General features: G+C 52.3%; 11 protein-coding genes. 8 read left to right on the top strand and 3 right to left on the bottom strand.

Features of this window, described 5'->3' with window-relative positions; all coding sequences use genetic code 11:
- Nucleotides 1-126 precede the first annotated feature (126 nt).
- The 6 genes from THS27_RS03260 to THS27_RS03230 all read left to right on the top strand — a co-directional run bounded on the left by THS27_RS03260 (nt 127) and on the right by THS27_RS03230 (nt 9,684).
- Nucleotides 127-2,091, top strand: a complete 1,965-nt coding sequence (locus tag THS27_RS03260; protein ID WP_085587833.1) for a methyl-accepting chemotaxis protein — start codon at nt 127-129, stop codon at nt 2,089-2,091.
- Between the two features lie 156 nt (nt 2,092-2,247).
- A complete protein-coding gene (locus THS27_RS03255) occupies nt 2,248-2,757 on the top strand; it encodes a winged helix DNA-binding protein (protein WP_085587831.1) in 510 nt (169 codons plus the stop codon).
- A gap of 292 nt (nt 2,758-3,049) precedes the next feature.
- Nucleotides 3,050-4,024, top strand: a complete 975-nt coding sequence (locus THS27_RS03245) for a TRAP transporter substrate-binding protein (protein ID WP_085587828.1) — start codon at nt 3,050-3,052, stop codon at nt 4,022-4,024.
- A gap of 120 nt (nt 4,025-4,144) precedes the next feature.
- Nucleotides 4,145-4,657 carry a TRAP transporter small permease gene (locus tag THS27_RS03240; RefSeq protein WP_085588257.1) on the top strand — a complete coding sequence of 171 codons (513 nt, stop codon included), beginning with the start codon at nt 4,145-4,147 and terminating at the stop codon, nt 4,655-4,657.
- Nucleotides 4,658-4,672: 15 nt separating this feature from the next.
- On the top strand, nt 4,673-5,971 hold the full coding sequence (locus THS27_RS03235) for a TRAP transporter large permease (RefSeq protein WP_085587826.1): 1,299 nt from the start codon (nt 4,673-4,675) through the stop codon (nt 5,969-5,971).
- 74 nt (nt 5,972-6,045) lie between these two features.
- The gene (locus THS27_RS03230) at nt 6,046-9,684 is read left to right on the top strand and encodes a hydantoinase B/oxoprolinase family protein (RefSeq protein WP_085587824.1); all 3,639 of its coding nucleotides are present in this window, start codon (nt 6,046-6,048) and stop codon (nt 9,682-9,684) included.
- A 172-nt stretch (nt 9,685-9,856) separates the two neighbouring features.
- On the opposite strand, the gene THS27_RS03225 is transcribed toward THS27_RS03230, so the two are convergent.
- Nucleotides 9,857-11,380, bottom strand: coding sequence for a DNA sulfur modification protein DndB (locus THS27_RS03225; protein WP_085587822.1), 1,524 nt, complete (start codon nt 11,378-11,380; stop codon nt 9,857-9,859).
- 296 nt (nt 11,381-11,676) lie between these two features.
- Between THS27_RS03225 and THS27_RS03220 the strand changes: the two genes are divergently transcribed.
- Nucleotides 11,677-13,341 carry an FMN-binding glutamate synthase family protein gene (locus THS27_RS03220; RefSeq protein WP_085587820.1) on the top strand — a complete coding sequence of 555 codons (1,665 nt, stop codon included), beginning with the start codon at nt 11,677-11,679 and terminating at the stop codon, nt 13,339-13,341.
- A gap of 89 nt (nt 13,342-13,430) precedes the next feature.
- Here the strand turns inward: THS27_RS03220 and THS27_RS03215 are convergent, their stop codons facing one another.
- Nucleotides 13,431-14,891, bottom strand: coding sequence for a branched-chain amino acid ABC transporter permease (locus tag THS27_RS03215; protein WP_085587818.1), 1,461 nt, complete (start codon nt 14,889-14,891; stop codon nt 13,431-13,433).
- Between the two features lie 240 nt (nt 14,892-15,131).
- Between THS27_RS03215 and THS27_RS03210 the strand changes: the two genes are divergently transcribed.
- Complete coding sequence (locus tag THS27_RS03210; protein WP_085588256.1) at nt 15,132-15,839, top strand: TIGR00266 family protein; 708 nt, start codon at nt 15,132-15,134, stop codon at nt 15,837-15,839.
- A 90-nt stretch (nt 15,840-15,929) separates the two neighbouring features.
- Here the strand turns inward: THS27_RS03210 and THS27_RS03205 are convergent, their stop codons facing one another.
- Entirely contained in the window at nt 15,930-16,883 is a 954-nt protein-coding gene (locus tag THS27_RS03205) for a LysR substrate-binding domain-containing protein (protein ID WP_085587816.1), read from the bottom strand.
- Nucleotides 16,884-16,975: the final 92 nt, after the last annotated feature.

Here is a 16,975-nt window from a genome sequence, read left to right as displayed (position 1 = left end):
GGCAAGCCTGCATGGCAAAACCCCGGATATATGCATTTTTGTTTCATCAACGATATTGAATTTGGCAGGGGCGTGGCCACGTAACAAGCCGTGATATGTGTTTTAAACCGAGCGGCGGACCACTTTATGAAGTTTCTTTCACGTTTTAAGCTGATCTACCAGATTTCCCTTATCGGAATAGCGGCTTTAATTGTGTTTGTTTTTGTTGCGATCAGTCAGTTTGTGTCGGATCAGTCAAGGCGTGATGCAGAAACTGCGTCAATGGCAGCAACGAGCGACCGGAATCTGATTAATGATGTCGGAATGGAGTTTTTAAACGCCCGTCGCCGGGAAAAAGATTTTTTACTGCGCAAGGAAGACACTTATGTCGAATTGCATGGGCAGACTGTTAACAATGTTATTTCGGGATTAGCCACACTTAAAACGCGGCCCGAAATGGCGAGGCATAACGAACAGATTGTTCAGATCGAAGGTTTGTTTACCAAATACGCCACGGCATTTGCCGATATCGTTGCCCTGCAACGCCAGATCGGTCTGGACGAAAAAAGCGGCCTGATGGGCAAATTGCGAAACTCGGTTCATGATGTTGAAGGCGAACTTAAAACATATAATGCCGACAAGCTGACAATTTTGATGTTGATGATGCGGCGCCACGAAAAGGATTTTCTGGCGCGAATGGACCCCAAATATATCGGCGAAATTGACCAGCGCCTTGCCGAATTCAAGGCAGCCCTTGCCAGCAATACCGATATTCCGGCAGATAAAAAAGCCACGCTGGAAAAGCTGATAACATCGTATGTCTCTGATTTCAAAGGCGTTGCTGATGCCATATTGGCGCGTGAACAATCGCTGACGATTTTAAGTGACTATTTCTCCCAGGCCGAACCGTTGCTTGATGCCTTGTTGAGTGAAATTGAAGCCTATGCCGAAGACAAACGTGCAGAAGCGGAAATGATTGCCGAAAATGGTTTGCGGTTCAGCATTGCCGCCTTCGTCATTGGGGCGCTGGTTCTGATTGTGCTTTGCGGGTTGCTGTCGCGCGCGATTGTGGCGGCAATTACGGCCCTGACCGGAAAAATGACGCGGCTGGCTGATAACGATTTTTCTGTCGATTTGTCAGAGGCATCGCGCAAGGACGAAATTGGCGAGATGGGGCGGGCGGTGCTGGTGTTTCGTGAAAACGGTATCGAGCGTCGCAAACTTGAGGAAGAACAACGCAAGCAGGAAGAACGCCGCCGTTTGCGCATGGAAGCCCAGGAACGCAACATTCGTGAATTTGACGAAGTCGTTGTCAAGGTTATGGCATCTGTGGACCAGGCTGTTGAGAGGTTGCATCAATCTTCGGGGGTGTTGCGCGAAAGTGCTGATATCGCCAGCAAGCAATCGGTTGCGGTTTCGGCCGGCACCGAGGAAGCATCGGCCAATGTGCAACTGGTGGCGACGGCAGCAACCGAGCTTTCGGCATCGATCAATGAAATTTCGTCGCAGGTTAGTGATACGTCAAACATGGCCCTGGCCGCATCGGAACGGGCCCGTATTACCAGCGATAATATTCAGGGGCTTGATAATGCCGCGATCCGTATTGGCGAAGTGATTGGCCTGATCAGCGATATTGCCGGACAAACCAATTTGCTGGCCTTGAATGCCACGATTGAAGCGGCCCGTGCAGGTGATGCGGGCAAGGGGTTTGCCGTGGTTGCAAGCGAGGTTAAAAACCTGGCGACCCAAACCGGGCGTGCCACCCAGGAAATTACGGCACAGGTTACCGGTATTCAGGGAGCCTCGCGCGATGCGGTAACCGCGATCGAGGAAATTGTCGGCATGATTTCAGAAATCAGCGAACGTGCCGCGGCTGTTGCTGCCGCGATCGAGGAACAAACCGCTGCCACCAGCGAGATTTCGCAAAATGTTGAACAGGCAGCAAGTGGCACCGAAGAAATATCGTCGGCGATGGTCGGGGTGAGCGGTGCTGTGTCCAAAACCAATGTTGCGGCCAACGATGTAAACCAGTCTGCCAATGATCTGGGAACGCAAAATAACCATCTTCAGCAGGAGATTACCGGCTTCCTTACCAGAATGCGCGCGCTTTGATGACAAGTTGTTGATAAAGGAAGGTGCATCTACGCTTGTCGATGCACCTTTTTTTACGATAAAACAACGATAAACCGTTTTCTACCGATCGGATGATTGTGCCATTCGATACGCGGTTCGGTTGTATATATTATAAAAAGAACTGGAACGTCGAACATGGCAGATAAACAATATATCGTCTCGTCATCGCATTTGGTTTCCGAGCGTGCAGCTGAATTATCCGAACTTGAATTTGCGCTAACCTTGTCGGGCAACGCCTTTAACCGGTGGGTTGTGCGCTGTATGCGGGCCGCCGGGGTGCCGGATCTTTCCATTCTGGATATTCTTGTTCTGCATAACGTCAATTCTCGTGAACGCGAAAAAAGCCTGTCCGAAGTCTGTTTTGTTCTAAATGTCGAAGACAGCCATCTGGTGAATTATGCGCTGAAGAAACTGCGCAAACTGGGGTTTGTTGATGGCATTAAACGGGGCAAGGAAGTGCATTATGCCACCTCGAAAGAAGGTCGCGAATTGTGCCAGCGTTATCGTGAAGTGCGCGAAGCCTGCCTGATCGAAACATTTGAACGCCTTGGTGTTAACCGTGCAGAAGTTGGCGATGTGGCCAAAACCCTGCGCGCGATTTCGGGGGTTTATGACCAGGCATCGCGCTCGGCCAGTGCCATGTAAAACCGGGGCGTTTTTTTAACGTTTCGAGTCTGGTTTTTTAAAAAATCATTCAAAAAAGCGGCGGTTTCCTGAATCGGAAGCCGCCGTTTTGTTTTTTCATAATTGCACAATACGTATCAGATTTAACGAATGCGCTTTTTGTTTCAACGGATTGGCCCTGGTTTGGGATGATTAAAAAATGTGCATCCAGCTTTTTGCATGGCTGCCTTGAAATGACGTTGACAAAATAACGATAAAATGTGACCGTTTTGTTGGAAGGCTGATCCAAAAACCAAAAATGGGAGACTGAAAAATGATGAAGAAAGCTCTTTCGGCAGTTGCTCTGGCGGCGATGACTTTTTCGGCAGGGGCGGCAATGGCGGCTGAAAAATGGGACATGGCAACGCCTTATCCTGATGCAACATTCCATACCCAGAACATTGTGGAATTTGCCAAGGATATCGAAACTGCAACCAATGGCGAACTGGCCCTGACGGTTCATTCGGGTGGCTCGCTGTTTAAACACGCGGAAATCAAACGGTCAGTGCAACGTGGCCTGGTGCCGATTGGCGAAGTGCTGATTTCGCTGCTGGCCAATGAAGACCCGATTTACACCGTCGATGCGATCCCGTTCCTGGCAACCAGCTATGATGATGCCAAAAAACTGTGGGATGCATCGCGCCAGGCCATTGAAGCCAAGCTGGAAAAAGACGGCCTGAAAGTTCTTTATGCGGTTCCGTGGCCGTCACAGGGCCTTTACACCGCCAAGGAAGTCAATTCGGTTGCCGATCTTAAGGGGCTTAAATTCCGGGCATATAACACCACCACCTCGCAGTTGGCCCAACTGACCGGCATGGTTGCAACCCAGGTTGAAGTACCCGAAATTCCGACTGCCTTTGCCACCGGCATTGTTGAAGCCATGATGACTTCACCTTCGACCGGTGCCAATTCCAAGGCATGGGACTTTGTTGATAATTTTTATGACGTGCAGGCATGGTTGCCCAAAAACATGGTGATCGTAAATGCCAAATCGTTTGATCACCTGTCGGCAGACGTGCAGAAAGCCGTGATGGATGCGGCAGCCAAAGCCGAGGACCGCGGCTGGAAAATGAGCATGGCAGAAGCCGATGCCAAAAAAGCCGAACTTAAAGAAAACGGCATGAATGTTGCCGCCCCCAGTGCCGAACTTAAAGACGGCCTGGCAAAAGTTGGTGATAAAATGGTGGCGGACTGGTTGAAAGAAACCGGCGCCGAAGGCCAGGCTATTATCGACGCCTACAAGAAATAACATCCTCCCTGTGGGTGCCGGGGTCTGATGCCAATCCAGACCCCGGACAACCAACCGTCAAAATGATATTCTGTCTATCAATGTCAACCACCGGGTATGCCGGGCGGAAAGGGGATTGTTGTGCGTAAATCACTGGATATTCTTTTTGGAATAACATCGATTTTGGCAGCTGTGTTTCTGGTGACGATCGCACTGCTTATTCTTTCACAGTCCATTGGGCGCCTGTTGGGCCATGTCATCCCCGATGCCAATGAACTGGCAGGTTTTTGCCTGGCCGCGGGTACGTTTCTTGCCCTTGGGCCGTCCTTGCGGCAGGGGTCGCATATTCGGGTGTTGCTGGTTATCAGCCATCTTCAGGGCACCGCGCGCCGGGTTATGGAATTGCTAACGCTGGTATTTGCCGTGTTTCTGGCCGGGTATTTTACCTGGTGGATGGGCGTGCTGTCGCAGGAAAGTTATTCATATGGCGATGCCTCGGCCGGTGTGCTGGCCTTCCCGTTATGGATACCGCAAACGGCCATGACCTTTGGTCTGGCGATGCTGACACTGGCCCTGGTCGAAGGGCTTATCGATACGATTTGTGGTCGCGCAACTGTTTTTGCCGATCGCGAAACCAGCGACATGACCGAATAGGGGAGTAAGGTTACTATGGAAGTACTTGAAATCGGCCTGTTCCTGATGGCGCTGCTGTTTTTGTTTCTCGGCGCAGGTCTGTGGGTTGCATTGTCGCTGTTTGCCATTGGCATCATTGGTCTTGAATTCTTTTCGGGCGCGCAAACCGGCCCGGTTATGGCAACCACCGCCTGGAGCAGCATTGCCACCTGGTCGCTTGCGCCATTGCCGCTTTTTATCTGGATGGGCGAAATCCTGTTTCGGTCCCGTCTGTCCGAAGACATGTTTACCGGCCTGGCCCCGTGGCTTAACAAATTGCCCGGTCGCCTGTTGCATGTGAATATTCTGGGCTGCGGCATTTTCGCTGCTGTGTCGGGGTCCTCGGCGGCAACAGCGGCCACCATTGGCCGCATGTCGATCCCCGAACTGCGCAAGCAGGGCTATGCCGACAAGCTGATTTTGGGCACCCTTGCCGGGTCTGGCACGCTGGGTTTGCTTATTCCGCCGTCAATTATTCTGATTGTCTATGGCGTGTCGGCCGAACTTTCCATTGCGCGGCTGTTTATTGCCGGTGTGTTGCCGGGGATTATGCTGATTGTCATGTTTATGGGCTTTGTCATGATCTGGGCAACCATTCACAAGGACAAAATGCCCCCCGCAGCGCCGAGTATGCCTTTCATGGATAAAATCCGGGCGTCGGGCCGGCTTATTCCGGTGATCTTGCTGATTACCGCTGTTATTGGCTCTATTTATGGCGGTATTGCCACCCCGACCGAGGCCGCGGCCTTTGGTGTGGTTGGCGCGCTGGTTTTATCGGGCTTCAGCCGCACCCTGAACTGGGCCAGCTTTGTCGATGGCCTGATGGGGGCGACCCGTACATCCTGTATGATCTGCTTTATTTTGGCCGGGGCGTCGATATTAACCGTCGCCATGGGCTTTACCGGTATCCCGCGGGAACTGGCCGGGTTGATTTCGGATATGAACCTGTCGCCCTATGCCCTGCTTGCGATGTTGACCCTGTTCTTTATCGTTATGGGCTGTTTTCTCGATGGTATTTCGGTGGTGGTGCTGACCACATCGGTCATCCTGCCTATGGTACAGGCCGCAAATATCGACCTTTTATGGTTTGGCATTTATGTGGTTCTGGTGGTTGAAATGTCGCAAATCACCCCGCCTGTTGGCTTTAACCTTTTTGTTTTGCAAGGGCTTACCGGGAAAAACCTGTTTTCCATCGCCCTTGCGGCCCTGCCGTTTTTCTTTCTGCTGATGGCGGCTGTGGCCCTGATCACGATTTTCCCCGGCATTGCCACCTGGCTGCCGACGCAAATGAACTAGGCAATGTGCGACCGGCATTGCCGGTCCTGCTTTCTTGCTATTTCTGAATTTCGGATGCTGAAGGAGTAAGCATCATGGCTTCGCTTGACCAAAACACGACCCGAACCAACACCGCTGATACCGCAAAATGGCAGTTCTGGGTGGACCGTGGCGGCACCTTTACCGATATTGTTGCCCGCAAGCCCGATGGAACACTTTTAACCCACAAGCTGCTTTCGGAAAATCCGGAACGTTATAAGGATGCCGCCATTCAGGGCATTCGTGAATTGTTAAATGTCGCCCCTGGTGATGCCATTCCGGCGCATATGATCGACGCTGTTAAAATGGGCACAACGGTTGCCACCAATGCGCTTTTGGAACGCAAAGGTGACCGGACTGTTCTGGTTACCACAGCGGGCTTCCGGGATGCCCTGCGCATTGCCTATCAAAACCGGCCCCGGCTGTTTGATCGCAACATTAAACTGCCCGAAAGCCTGTATGAGCAGGTGATCGAGGCGTCCGAACGGTTTAACGCCCAGGGCGAGGAACTGACAGCGCTGGATCGTGACTGTTTGCGTTACGATTTGCAAACCGCCTTTGACGACGGCATTCGTGCCTGTGCCATTGTGTTTATGCACGGCTATCGCTATAGCGCGCACGAGGTGGCGGCGGCTGAAATTGCCCGGGATATCGGCTTTACCCAGGTTTCGGTCAGCCACGAAGTCAGCCCGCTGATGAAACTGGTCTCGCGCGGCGATACCACCGTTGTTGATGCCTATCTGTCGCCGATTTTGCGGCGCTATGTCGATCAGGTTGCAGGCCAGCTTGGCGGTGTGAAACTGATGTTCATGCAGTCCAATGGCGGTTTGACCGATGCGTCAAAATTCCAGGGCAAGGATGCCATTTTGTCCGGTCCGGCGGGCGGTGTTGTCGGCATGGTTCGCACAGCCGAAATGGATGGCTATCAACAGGTCATCGGCTTTGACATGGGCGGCACCTCGACCGACGTTTCGCATTATGACGGCGAATATGAACGCGATTTTGAAACCCAGGTCGCCGGGGTGCGGATGCGCGCGCCGATGATGAAAATTCACACCGTTGCCGCAGGTGGCGGGTCGATCCTGCATTTTGATGGTTCGCGTTTTCGGGTTGGCCCGGACAGTGCCGGGGCCAATCCCGGGCCGGCGGCCTATCGCCGGGGCGGGCAACTGGCCGTTACCGATATTAACGTGATGCTGGGCAAGGTTCAGCCCGATTTCTTCCCGCCGGTTTTTGGCCCCGAAGGCAACGAACCGCTTGATGATGAAGCGGTTAAAACCCGCTTTGCCGAAATGGCGGCTAAAATTAAATCCGATACGGGCAATGACATGACCAGCGAAGAAGTCGCCGAAGGCTTTTTGCGCATTGCCGTTGAAAATATGGCCAACGCGATCAAGCAGATTTCGGTGCAGCGTGGCTATGATGTGTCGGATTATATTTTGCAATGTTTCGGCGGGGCCGGCGGGCAGCATGCCTGCCAGGTGGCCGATACGCTGGGCATGACGCGGGTATTTGTCCATCCGTTTGCCGGGGTTTTGTCGGCCTATGGCATGGGGCTGGCCGATATTCGGGCGATGCGCGAACAGGCCGTTGAAGCCCGTCTTAAAACCGAAGAACTGGCAAATCTGGACCGGCAACTTGATAAGCTGGGTGTTGAAGCCCGTGCCGAACTGCACGAACAGGGCATTGGTGATGATAAAATCCGCCTGCTGAAAAAGCTGCATCTGCGTTATGATGGTACGGATAATCCGCTCATCGTTGATTTTGGCACGGCGGACGACATCAAGGCCCAGTTTGAAGACCAGCACAAACAGCGTTATGGCTTTGTGATGGAAGAAAAGCCGCTGGTGGTGGAAGCCGTGGCCGTTGAAGCCATTGGCGAAACCGAAAGCCTGCCCGATGCGCAAGCCGTTGAAGTCGGGGATAGCAAGGTAACGGCCCTTGCAACCCGCCGGGTGGTATTTGGCGGTGAAGCCCATCAGACTCCGTTTTACAAGCGCGAAGACATGAAGCCGGGCGCGGTGGTGAGTGGCCCGTGCGTAATTGTCGAACCGGTTGGCACAACCGTGATTGATCCGGGCTGGGAAGCCAGGGTCAATGGACGTGACCATTTGGTGGTGACGCGTGTTGTGCCCTTAAAGCGCACCGAAGCCATTGGCACCGAAGCCGACCCGGTGATGCTGGAAGTGTTCAACAATCTGTTCATGAATATTGCTGAACAGATGGGTGTAACGCTTGCCAATACCTCCTATTCTGTCAATATCAAGGAACGGCTGGATTTCTCCTGTGCGCTGTTTGACCAGCAAGGCCTGTTGATTGCCAATGCCCCACATATGCCGGTGCATCTGGGATCGATGGGGGAATCGGTTCAGGCGGTGATGACCAAAAACGCCGGTAAAATGAAAGCGGGCGACGTTTATATCCTGAACGATCCCTATAATGGCGGCACCCATTTGCCCGACATTACCGCCATCACCCCGGTGTTTGACGACGCAGGCAAGGACATTCTGTTTTATGTGGCATCGCGCGGGCACCATGCCGATGTTGGCGGGATCACGCCGGGTTCCATGCCGCCCAATTCCCGTGTGCTTGAGGAAGAAGGCGTTCTGATCGACAATTTCAAACTGGTGGATCAGGGCAAGTTCGATGAAGCCGGTTTAACTGCCCTGCTCGAAGGGGCGACCTATCCGGCGCGCAACCCTTATCAGAACATTGCCGATTTGCAGGCCCAGATTGCCGCCAATGAAAAGGGTGTTCAGGAACTGCGTAAAATGGTCGATCATTTCGGCCTTGATGTGGTTCATGCCTATATGAAACATGTGCAGGACAACGCCGAAGAAAGCGTTCGTCGCGTGCTGGAAGGCCTGAATGACGGTGAATTTGCCTATGAAATGGATAATGGCGCGGTTGTGCGTGTCAAGGTTACCATCAACAAGGCCGACCGTTCGGCAACGGTTGATTTCACAGGTACATCCTCGCAGCTTGATAATAACTTCAACGCACCATCTGCGGTAACACGGGCGGCTGTGCTGTATGTGTTCAGAACGCTGGTGGATGATGACATTCCGCTTAATGCCGGCTGTCTGAAACCGGTGGATTTGATTGTACCCGAAGGTTCGATGCTGAACCCGGTTCATCCTGCTGCGGTTGTGGCCGGAAACGTTGAAACCAGCCAGCATGTTACCGATGCTCTTTATGCCGCCCTTGGCACCATGTCGGGCGCGCAGGGCACCATGAACAACTTCACCTATGGCAATGACGAACACCAGTATTACGAAACCATCTGCGGCGGCACCGGTGCTGGTCCGGGCTATAATGGCACGTCGGGTGTGCATACGCACATGACCAATTCCCGCCTGACCGACCCCGAAGTGCTGGAATGGCGTTTCCCGGTCTTGCTGGAAAGCTTTGGTATTCGTACCGGTTCGGGTGGCGATGGCGAATTCAAGGGCGGGGATGGCACCGTGCGCCGCATCCGTTTCCTTGAAAAAATGACGGCATCCATCCTGTCCAACCATCGCCGTGTGCCGGTCCAGGCTGTTGCCGGGGGCAAACCGGGCAAGCTTGGCCGCAACGCGGTGGAACGCACCAATGGCACCATTGTTGAACTTAAGGGCACTGATGGTGCCGAAATGAATCCCGGTGATGTTTTCATCATCGAGACCCCGGGTGGTGGCGGTTACGGCAAAGCCTGAGACCCCCATCTCGGGCATTTGTTCGCCAGCACCCCATAAAGGGCTGCTCCCTTCAGCAGCCCGGCATCAAGTGATGCTCCCTTAAAAACTTGCCGCCCGGGAAACCGGGCGGCTTTTTTGTTTACTAGTAACGGAAGATACGTTGAATTTTTCGAGGAATGTATCGGGCATTTTACTCAAAAGAAGACAAGTCGAAGTCCTTTAGAAGTTCTTCGGCTAATTTCTTATTTTTGTCGTTTTCAATTGACTTTTTTACCGTTGGACGGGGGGGGAGACCTAATTGAAAACGAATGATATCTCCTAAGCGAGGATAAATGTCATTGTGTCTCGATCCGTATCTCACCCATTTGTTGTCTTCATCCCAAGTCCCTGCATCAAGGTTGGTTTGACTTGGGATGTATATATATTCCTCGATGCCGGGAAATTTTTTATTTCTATCTTCTTCATTGTAAAATAACGATCGCCATACTTCGTTTTCGTGGCTAAAGCTTAGTTTACCATCTTTAATTTCGGAAAATAATTTGCTCAAAGACTGTTGATTTCTAATTGCAGGTGTTCCATAGCCGAGGTCAAAAGATAGTTTCGCTAATGCCTTTAATACGACAGGCTGTTGTGAAATAGTTTTGGCTTTGGCACCATCTTTTCCGAAGTGTTTAATATTCGAGACAGCGTTCCAAAATTTTCTACCAAACTCAGATCTCTCTTCGATGATAGACGGAGTGGCCGTGTTTGAGGTCGTTTTCCCAAGTAAAAGTAAGCTATTTATTTGTTTTAAATCTTTTCTTTTTAGTTGCCCTCTGTCTTTGTGCCAATCTGATTGATCTTCGTCAGAAGGTTGAAATGGCAAAATTTTTTCTGAAATTAGTACGTCGTTAATGTATTTGTTGATCGGGTCAGCATGGTCGAAGCTATTTACAAACGAAACTTGGACAGTTTTTGATTTAGAGTTTAGATCGACAAACATTTGCTGTTCTTGCTCAGCATTCAATCCGAGATGGATTTCTATAGCAAGTGTCGATCGGGTCAAGGCTAAATCAAGAACATCTTGCCAAAACTCGTTTTCTGATTCACTGATTATCTCTCCATTATAGTTAGAAGGTGAAAATATACCTCGTTTTGGATATTTGTATGTTCTGCAGACATCTTTTAAAAAATCGAGAACTTGTTCAAATCCTGCGCGTCGATGTTGGCCGTCAACCACATATAGTAATTGACGTTGTCCTAATGGGACTTTGTAAACACCAGTATCAATATCTAGTCGATCTTTTATCGGTTGCACCTGTAAGTCAGTGCCCCCGAACTGGCAATTCCTGATGTTGCAAACGACAGGTTGTAATGAGGCATACGGGCCATTTGGTAATGATGAAGCGATTTTTTTAATTTCTTCTGAAACCGACTTTCCCTGTTTGTTTCTTATTCTAACTTGTGACTTAACAAGTCCCATTAACGTGTATTGGGCTAGACCTTTGACATGGGCAGGGATCAAGTTTCTTTGAGCAATCGCTTCTTCTTTGAATGCCTCATGGGATGAGTTGTTACTTTTGTTGGCTACCCACGACATGTCAATGAACTGGCGTAGTGTCATCGACGTTTTTAGCGTGGTGTACCCTAAATTTTCCCCGACCAATACGGTCAGGGTTTGAACTTGTGAATCAATGTTGTTGGCTATATCGCCAAGGGATCTAGTCGGTTCCATTGTCGTTCTCCGGTTGAATTCATTAGATCCAGGATGCTATTTTTTTAAATCCAGGTCAATATTTTTTTTCACCTGGTTATTTTTTTTGAGATCCAGGTTTTTTAGGCGGTGAATGAAGATTCGAAGCGCTCGTTTTTTTGCTGTACCCTATGATGTTCTGGCCAGTTTCTTTACGCAGACTGTATTGGTCTTGGTATTCAAGGCTTGCTGAGGTGGATGAAATGGTTACAGTTGCCGGGTACGGTAACTAATTGCGCTACCCTTTTTCCCGCTTTATTCGACAGGACAGGCTCACCTTGAATTTCCTAATCCAGTATCAACGTTACGCGGTTCTTGCAGGCGTGACGCTTCTTGCGATTGTGTCGGTACTTTGTGTGCCGTTCTGGGGGGCGTGGTTATGGGTGCCTGCCCTGGTGTTTGGTGCCTTGATGCTGGTGGGCTGGTATGACATTCGCCAGAACAGGCATTCCATTTTGCGGAACTATCCGGTTAGCGGCCATATCCGGTTTATTCTGGAAAGTTTTCGCCCCGAAATTCGCCAGTATATGCTGGAAGGGGATCAGGAAAAGTTGCCCTTCAGCCGTCAGGACCGGGGACTGGTTTATCAGCGGGCTAAAGGGGTTGAGGATAAACGCCCGTTTGGCACGATTGAGGATGTTTACAGTTCCGGCTATGCCTGGTTGACCCATTCGGTCACACCGACGGCCATTATCGATGCCGATTTTCGGGTGCGTGTCGGTGGCCCGGCCTGCAAGCAGCCCTATGACGCCAGTCTTTACAATATTTCCGCCATGAGCTTTGGCTCGCTTTCGGGAAATGCCATTCTGGCGTTGAATACCGGCGCGCGAAAGGGCGGCTTTGCCCACGATACCGGCGAAGGCAGCATTAGCCGGTATCACCGTCAGGGCGGCGGTGATCTGATTTATCAGGTAGCGTCGGGTTATTTTGGCTGTCGTAATGAGGACGGGACTTTTTCGGCAGAAAAATTCGCCGAAACGGCTGCCGACCCGCAGGTCAAAATGATCGAAGTGAAGTTAAGCCAGGGGGCCAAACCCGGCCATGGCGGTATGTTGCCTGCTGCCAAAATTACCGAGGAAATTTCCGAGGCGCGGGGCATTCCGATGGGGATTGATTGTGTGTCGCCCGCTGGGCACAGCACTTTTTCCACGCCGGTTGGCTTAATGGAATTTATCGGCAAGCTGCGCGATCTTTCGGGCGGCAAGCCGGTTGGCTTTAAGCTGTGTATTGGTCATCGTCGTGAATTTATGTGCATTATCAAGGCGATGCTCAAAACCGGAATCTTGCCTGACTTTATTGTGGTTGATGGCAAGGAGGGCGGCACCGGGGCCGCACCGGTTGAATTTGCCAACCGCGTTGGCATGCCGATGCATGAAGGCCTGACCTTTGTGCATAATGCCCTGCGCGGGGCCGGAGTGCGTGAGCATATAAAAATTGGCGCGGCGGGTAAAATTGTGTCGGCGTTTGATATTGCCCAGACCCTGGCGATGGGCGCTGACTGGTGTAATGCCGCGCGCGGTTTCATGTTTGCGCTGGGATGTATTCAGGCGCAGTCGTGCCATACCAATAAATGCCCGGTTGGCATCGCCACCCAGGATCCAATGCGCCAGCGCGCCATTGATGTGGGCGATAAAAGCGACCGTGTTGCCCGTTTTCACCACAACACACTCCATGCGTTGGGCGAAATCACCGGGGCAGCCGGGTTGCGCGACCCGCGCGGTTTTATGCCCTATCACTTTATGTTTCGGCAAAAGGATAACGAGTTTCTGGATGGGAACGAGGTTTACCCTTATCTGCCAGAAGGTTTTCTGGTCTCTGGCCCCGAAATTCCGGCGCTGTCAGATTGGCACAGCCGCTGGGACCGGGCATCGGCCGAAACATTTGCACCGTCCGAAATTCCGTTCGGGCCGTTCAAGCGGCGTGAAATGGCACACAGCACCTGATCAGATTAAATACCTGTTGCGAGGCGGGGCTGTTCATACTCCGTCCCGTAACGGGTATTATTAAACGAAAGATGGCGTAACGCCGGGGTTTATGGGCTTCGAGTTGCCAACAGACTGTCATGCCGGTTGTTAACCCCCAAAAGTCCTTCGGGCTTTAATATCAGCACCAGAGCCAGCAGGCCAAACACGGCGGCATCGCGGTATGGGTCGCCGAAATAGCCGGTCCAGAGGGATTCGAGCAGCCCGAGCAATAGCCCCCCCAGCCACGCCCCGCGGATGACACCAATACCGCCAAGGATGGCAGCGGTTAATGCCTTGAAGCCAAACATGGTGCCGGAATGAAAATTGATTACGCCATAACGCAGCGCCAATATTGCCCCGGCAAGCCCGCATAACAAACCGGCCAGGGCAAAGGTTTGGGCTTCGATACGATGCAGGCGCACACCACACAGGGCGGCGGCAAAACGGTCCTGGCTGATGGCGTGCCAGGCGCGACCATAGGGCGTGTTGCGCATTAAACCATGTAAAATAACGCACATGGCCCCGGCCAACAGAACGGCAAGTATGTCGAACTCGTCAATATTAACGATAAAATGCCCGCCGCGCGCCACAGGCAGGGTAAACTGCCAGACTGGCGGCAGGTTAAAATTGCGTGCCGACCACGCGATGCGCACAAATTCCTGAATAACCAGCACACAGCCAAGTGATGCCACAATCATTGCCTGCCCCCCTGCGCGAAAACGCCCCAGAGGCCCAAAAACCCAGCGCCACGACACATGCCCGAGCCCGGCACCATAGGTTATTGCCGCAACAATCGCGCATGTCACAATCAGGGTGATGTGCCAGCCAATGCTGCCGACCACTGCCTGGCTGGCAACCATTGCGGCCACCCCGCCGACCATCAGCATTTCGCCAAAGGCAAGGTTGATGCGGCCTATCAGGCCGTAAATCAGGGTAAAGGGCAGGGCCAGCAACGCGTAAACCGCGCCGCGTGACAGGCTCGACAGGGTAAGCTGGGCGGCAAAGGCGGCTTTATCGCCAATGTCGGGCACATCGGGCAGGGTGGCGGTGCGGCTTTCATCATCGAAAAACTGCAGGGCACTGCGGCCAATACGGTTGATCCAGAACCGGTCAAGCAGGGTAAGCTGGCTGTCGGGCAGGGGGCCAAAGCGCGATGTCGTGACCCCGATGAGTGGAACACGTAAACCGGGTGAAGCGGCCCTGGCAAACTGGCAGGTAATACTATGCGCAAAGGCAGGTGACCCTTGACCCAGCAGGGGGATGTCATCGGAGAGGGCACCGTCATTATCGCCGTGATAGGGGATACTATCGGGCAGGATTTGATAAATCAGTGTAACGGTGTCGCTACCTTTATCAATGTCGGGGCGGGTCAGAAGATGGAAGCGAAGGCCAGTATTTTCAACGCCTGGCAGGGCAAGCCGGCAAATATTGAACTTATAAAGGTCCTGTTTTTCGCACGCGCCCAACAGCAGGGGCAACAATAGCCCCAGCAAAATTTGCCAGCCCCTGATCGACCATCCCCGCCCCATTTTTCGCCCTGTATGTTTGGGTAGGGTATAATGCAAGTTTTGCGTGAATTGTCAAAGGGGTGTGAGGAGACGGACGGTGAAACGTCACAATATTGCCCTGCTTTGAGGGCGAATTTTGATTATAGTGGTTTTCCGTGGCTTGCCCGCTACTTAAGGGGCCTGTTGATTGGTTTTGATCATCAGGCGTTGGTATGGTGTGTGGGCAAACTGGCCTGGCCAAGGAAACACAAAGGAAAACCCGTGGCAGATATTATCGATTACAAAATCATTGGCAGCGAGATGCAACTGGTCGAGATCGAACTTGACCCCGGCGAAGGTGTGCGCGCCGAAGCCGGAGCCATGATGTATATGGGCGCTGGTATTTCCATGCAGACCAATACCGGTGGCGGCCTGTTTTCAGGGTTTAAACGGATGCTGACCGGGGAAAGTTTTTTCATTACCAGCTTTGTATATGAAGGAGCAGGCAAGGGGCATGTGGCCTTTGCCGCCCCTTATCCCGGCAAGGTGATTGATATTAACCTGCATGATTTTGGCGGACAGGTTTTATGCCAGAAGGACGGCTTTTTATGTGCCGCAGCCGGGATTGACATTGATGTTGCCTTTTCCAAACGCCTGGGGGCCGGGTTGTTTGGTGGTGAAGGTTTTATTCTTCAACGTTTAACGGGCGATGGCATGGTGTTTGTTCATGCCGGTGGCACGATTGTGCGCAAGGATTTACACCCCGGCCAGAAAATGCGGGTGGATACCGGGTCGCTGGTTGCCCTGACCGACAATGTTGATTATTCCATCGATTTTGTTGGCGGTTTTCGCAATGCCCTGTTTGGGGGCGAAGGGCTGTTTGTAACAACCCTGGAAGGACCGGGAACAGTGTGGTTGCAAAGCCTGCCATTTTCGCGCCTGGCCGACCGTATTTCCGCAGCCTTGCCCAAGGATCGCAACAAGGGCTGAGAAAACGCCCGCTTCGGTTGGGGCCGGTGTGGCGACACGCAGAGATTGCCAAGCCGCTGCCAGTGGCTGGTGATGGCTGGTGGTTTCTGTTTATGCGACATCAGGATTATCGGGTGCGCTATCTTCTGGCGCGGTACCAAAGGGCTTCATATTGTCATAGGCGATAATTTCCCGTGCCCAGTTGGCAAAGGCAGTGACCTGGCTTTGCCGCCGGGGGGCTGAACGCGATGTTAAAACATAACCGCGTTCCGATGACAGGGTAATGGGGCAGGCCGGTACCAGTTGTCCGCTTTGCAAATGTTGCTGTAACAATGCTGTCCAGCCCAGGGCAACGCCCTGACCGGAAAGGGCCGCAGATAAAACCAGCAAATAGGTGTTAAACCGGTGGCCGCTTAGAGGTGTTGCTGGCGTGTGCCCGGCAGCGTGAAGCCAGCTTTCCCAGTTAAACCAGCGATTTTTAATTTCACTGTCGAGATGCAGCAACGGCATTTTGCATAAAGCATCGGGCGTTTGGGCAAAGCCATACCGGGCCAGAAAAGCGGGGCTGCAGACCGGAGCCACCTGTTCGGCCAGCAATAAAATACCGTCAGGCCCGCAATGCCCGAAGGACAGCTCGATATCAATATTTTCATCCATGCCAAACCGCCCGGTCTGATTGGTGACAACATTAACTTCGATATCAGGGAAACGGGTGGTGAAATCGGCCAGATGCGGCATCAGAATAAAGGATGCAAAGGCAAAGTCGGTGCCAACACTGATGCGTGATCCGCGCCGGGTGCGGATATTTTCGACTGTCTGGTCAATATGGCCCAGCGCGGCACTTACACTGTCATAAAGTTCCTGTCCGGCACCGGTCAGGGCCACCCCCCGATGCAAGCGGCGAAAAAGCGGCTGGTTTAGCTGTTCTTCCAGCACGGTTACCTGATGGCTGACGGCAGGTTGGCCAATGCCCAGTTCCTGTGCCGCACGGGTAAAACTGCCGCAGCGCGCCGCAGCTTCAAAGGCAATCAGGGCATGAGGGGACGGGATGTTTCCATATCGCATGGCATCAATATTATTGATGGCAGGGATGAATACAAGCTGTCTTCACAAGAATAATTCAAATGTGAAACAAACCAGCATAATTGATCCGCACA

Source organism: Thalassospira sp. MCCC 1A01428 (assembly GCF_002115825.1).
Taxonomy (GTDB): Bacteria; Pseudomonadota; Alphaproteobacteria; order Rhodospirillales; family Thalassospiraceae; genus Thalassospira.
This window is presented reverse-complemented; position numbering and strand designations above follow the sequence as displayed.

Excerpts from the sequence above, each read along its gene's own strand:
- THS27_RS03260 (WP_085587833.1), top strand. The coding sequence starts at position 127 with ATGAAGTTTCTTTCACGTTTTAAGCTGATCTACCAGATTTCCCTTATC.
- THS27_RS03255 (WP_085587831.1), top strand. The coding sequence starts at position 2,248 with ATGGCAGATAAACAATATATCGTCTCGTCATCGCATTTGGTTTCCGAG.
- THS27_RS03245 (WP_085587828.1), top strand. The coding sequence starts at position 3,050 with ATGATGAAGAAAGCTCTTTCGGCAGTTGCTCTGGCGGCGATGACTTTT.
- THS27_RS03235 (WP_085587826.1), top strand. The coding sequence starts at position 4,673 with ATGGAAGTACTTGAAATCGGCCTGTTCCTGATGGCGCTGCTGTTTTTG.
- THS27_RS03230 (WP_085587824.1), top strand. The coding sequence starts at position 6,046 with ATGGCTTCGCTTGACCAAAACACGACCCGAACCAACACCGCTGATACC.
- THS27_RS03225 (WP_085587822.1), bottom strand. The coding sequence starts at position 11,380 with ATGGAACCGACTAGATCCCTTGGCGATATAGCCAACAACATTGATTCA.
- THS27_RS03215 (WP_085587818.1), bottom strand. The coding sequence starts at position 14,891 with ATGGGGCGGGGATGGTCGATCAGGGGCTGGCAAATTTTGCTGGGGCTA.
- THS27_RS03205 (WP_085587816.1), bottom strand. The coding sequence starts at position 16,883 with ATGCGATATGGAAACATCCCGTCCCCTCATGCCCTGATTGCCTTTGAA.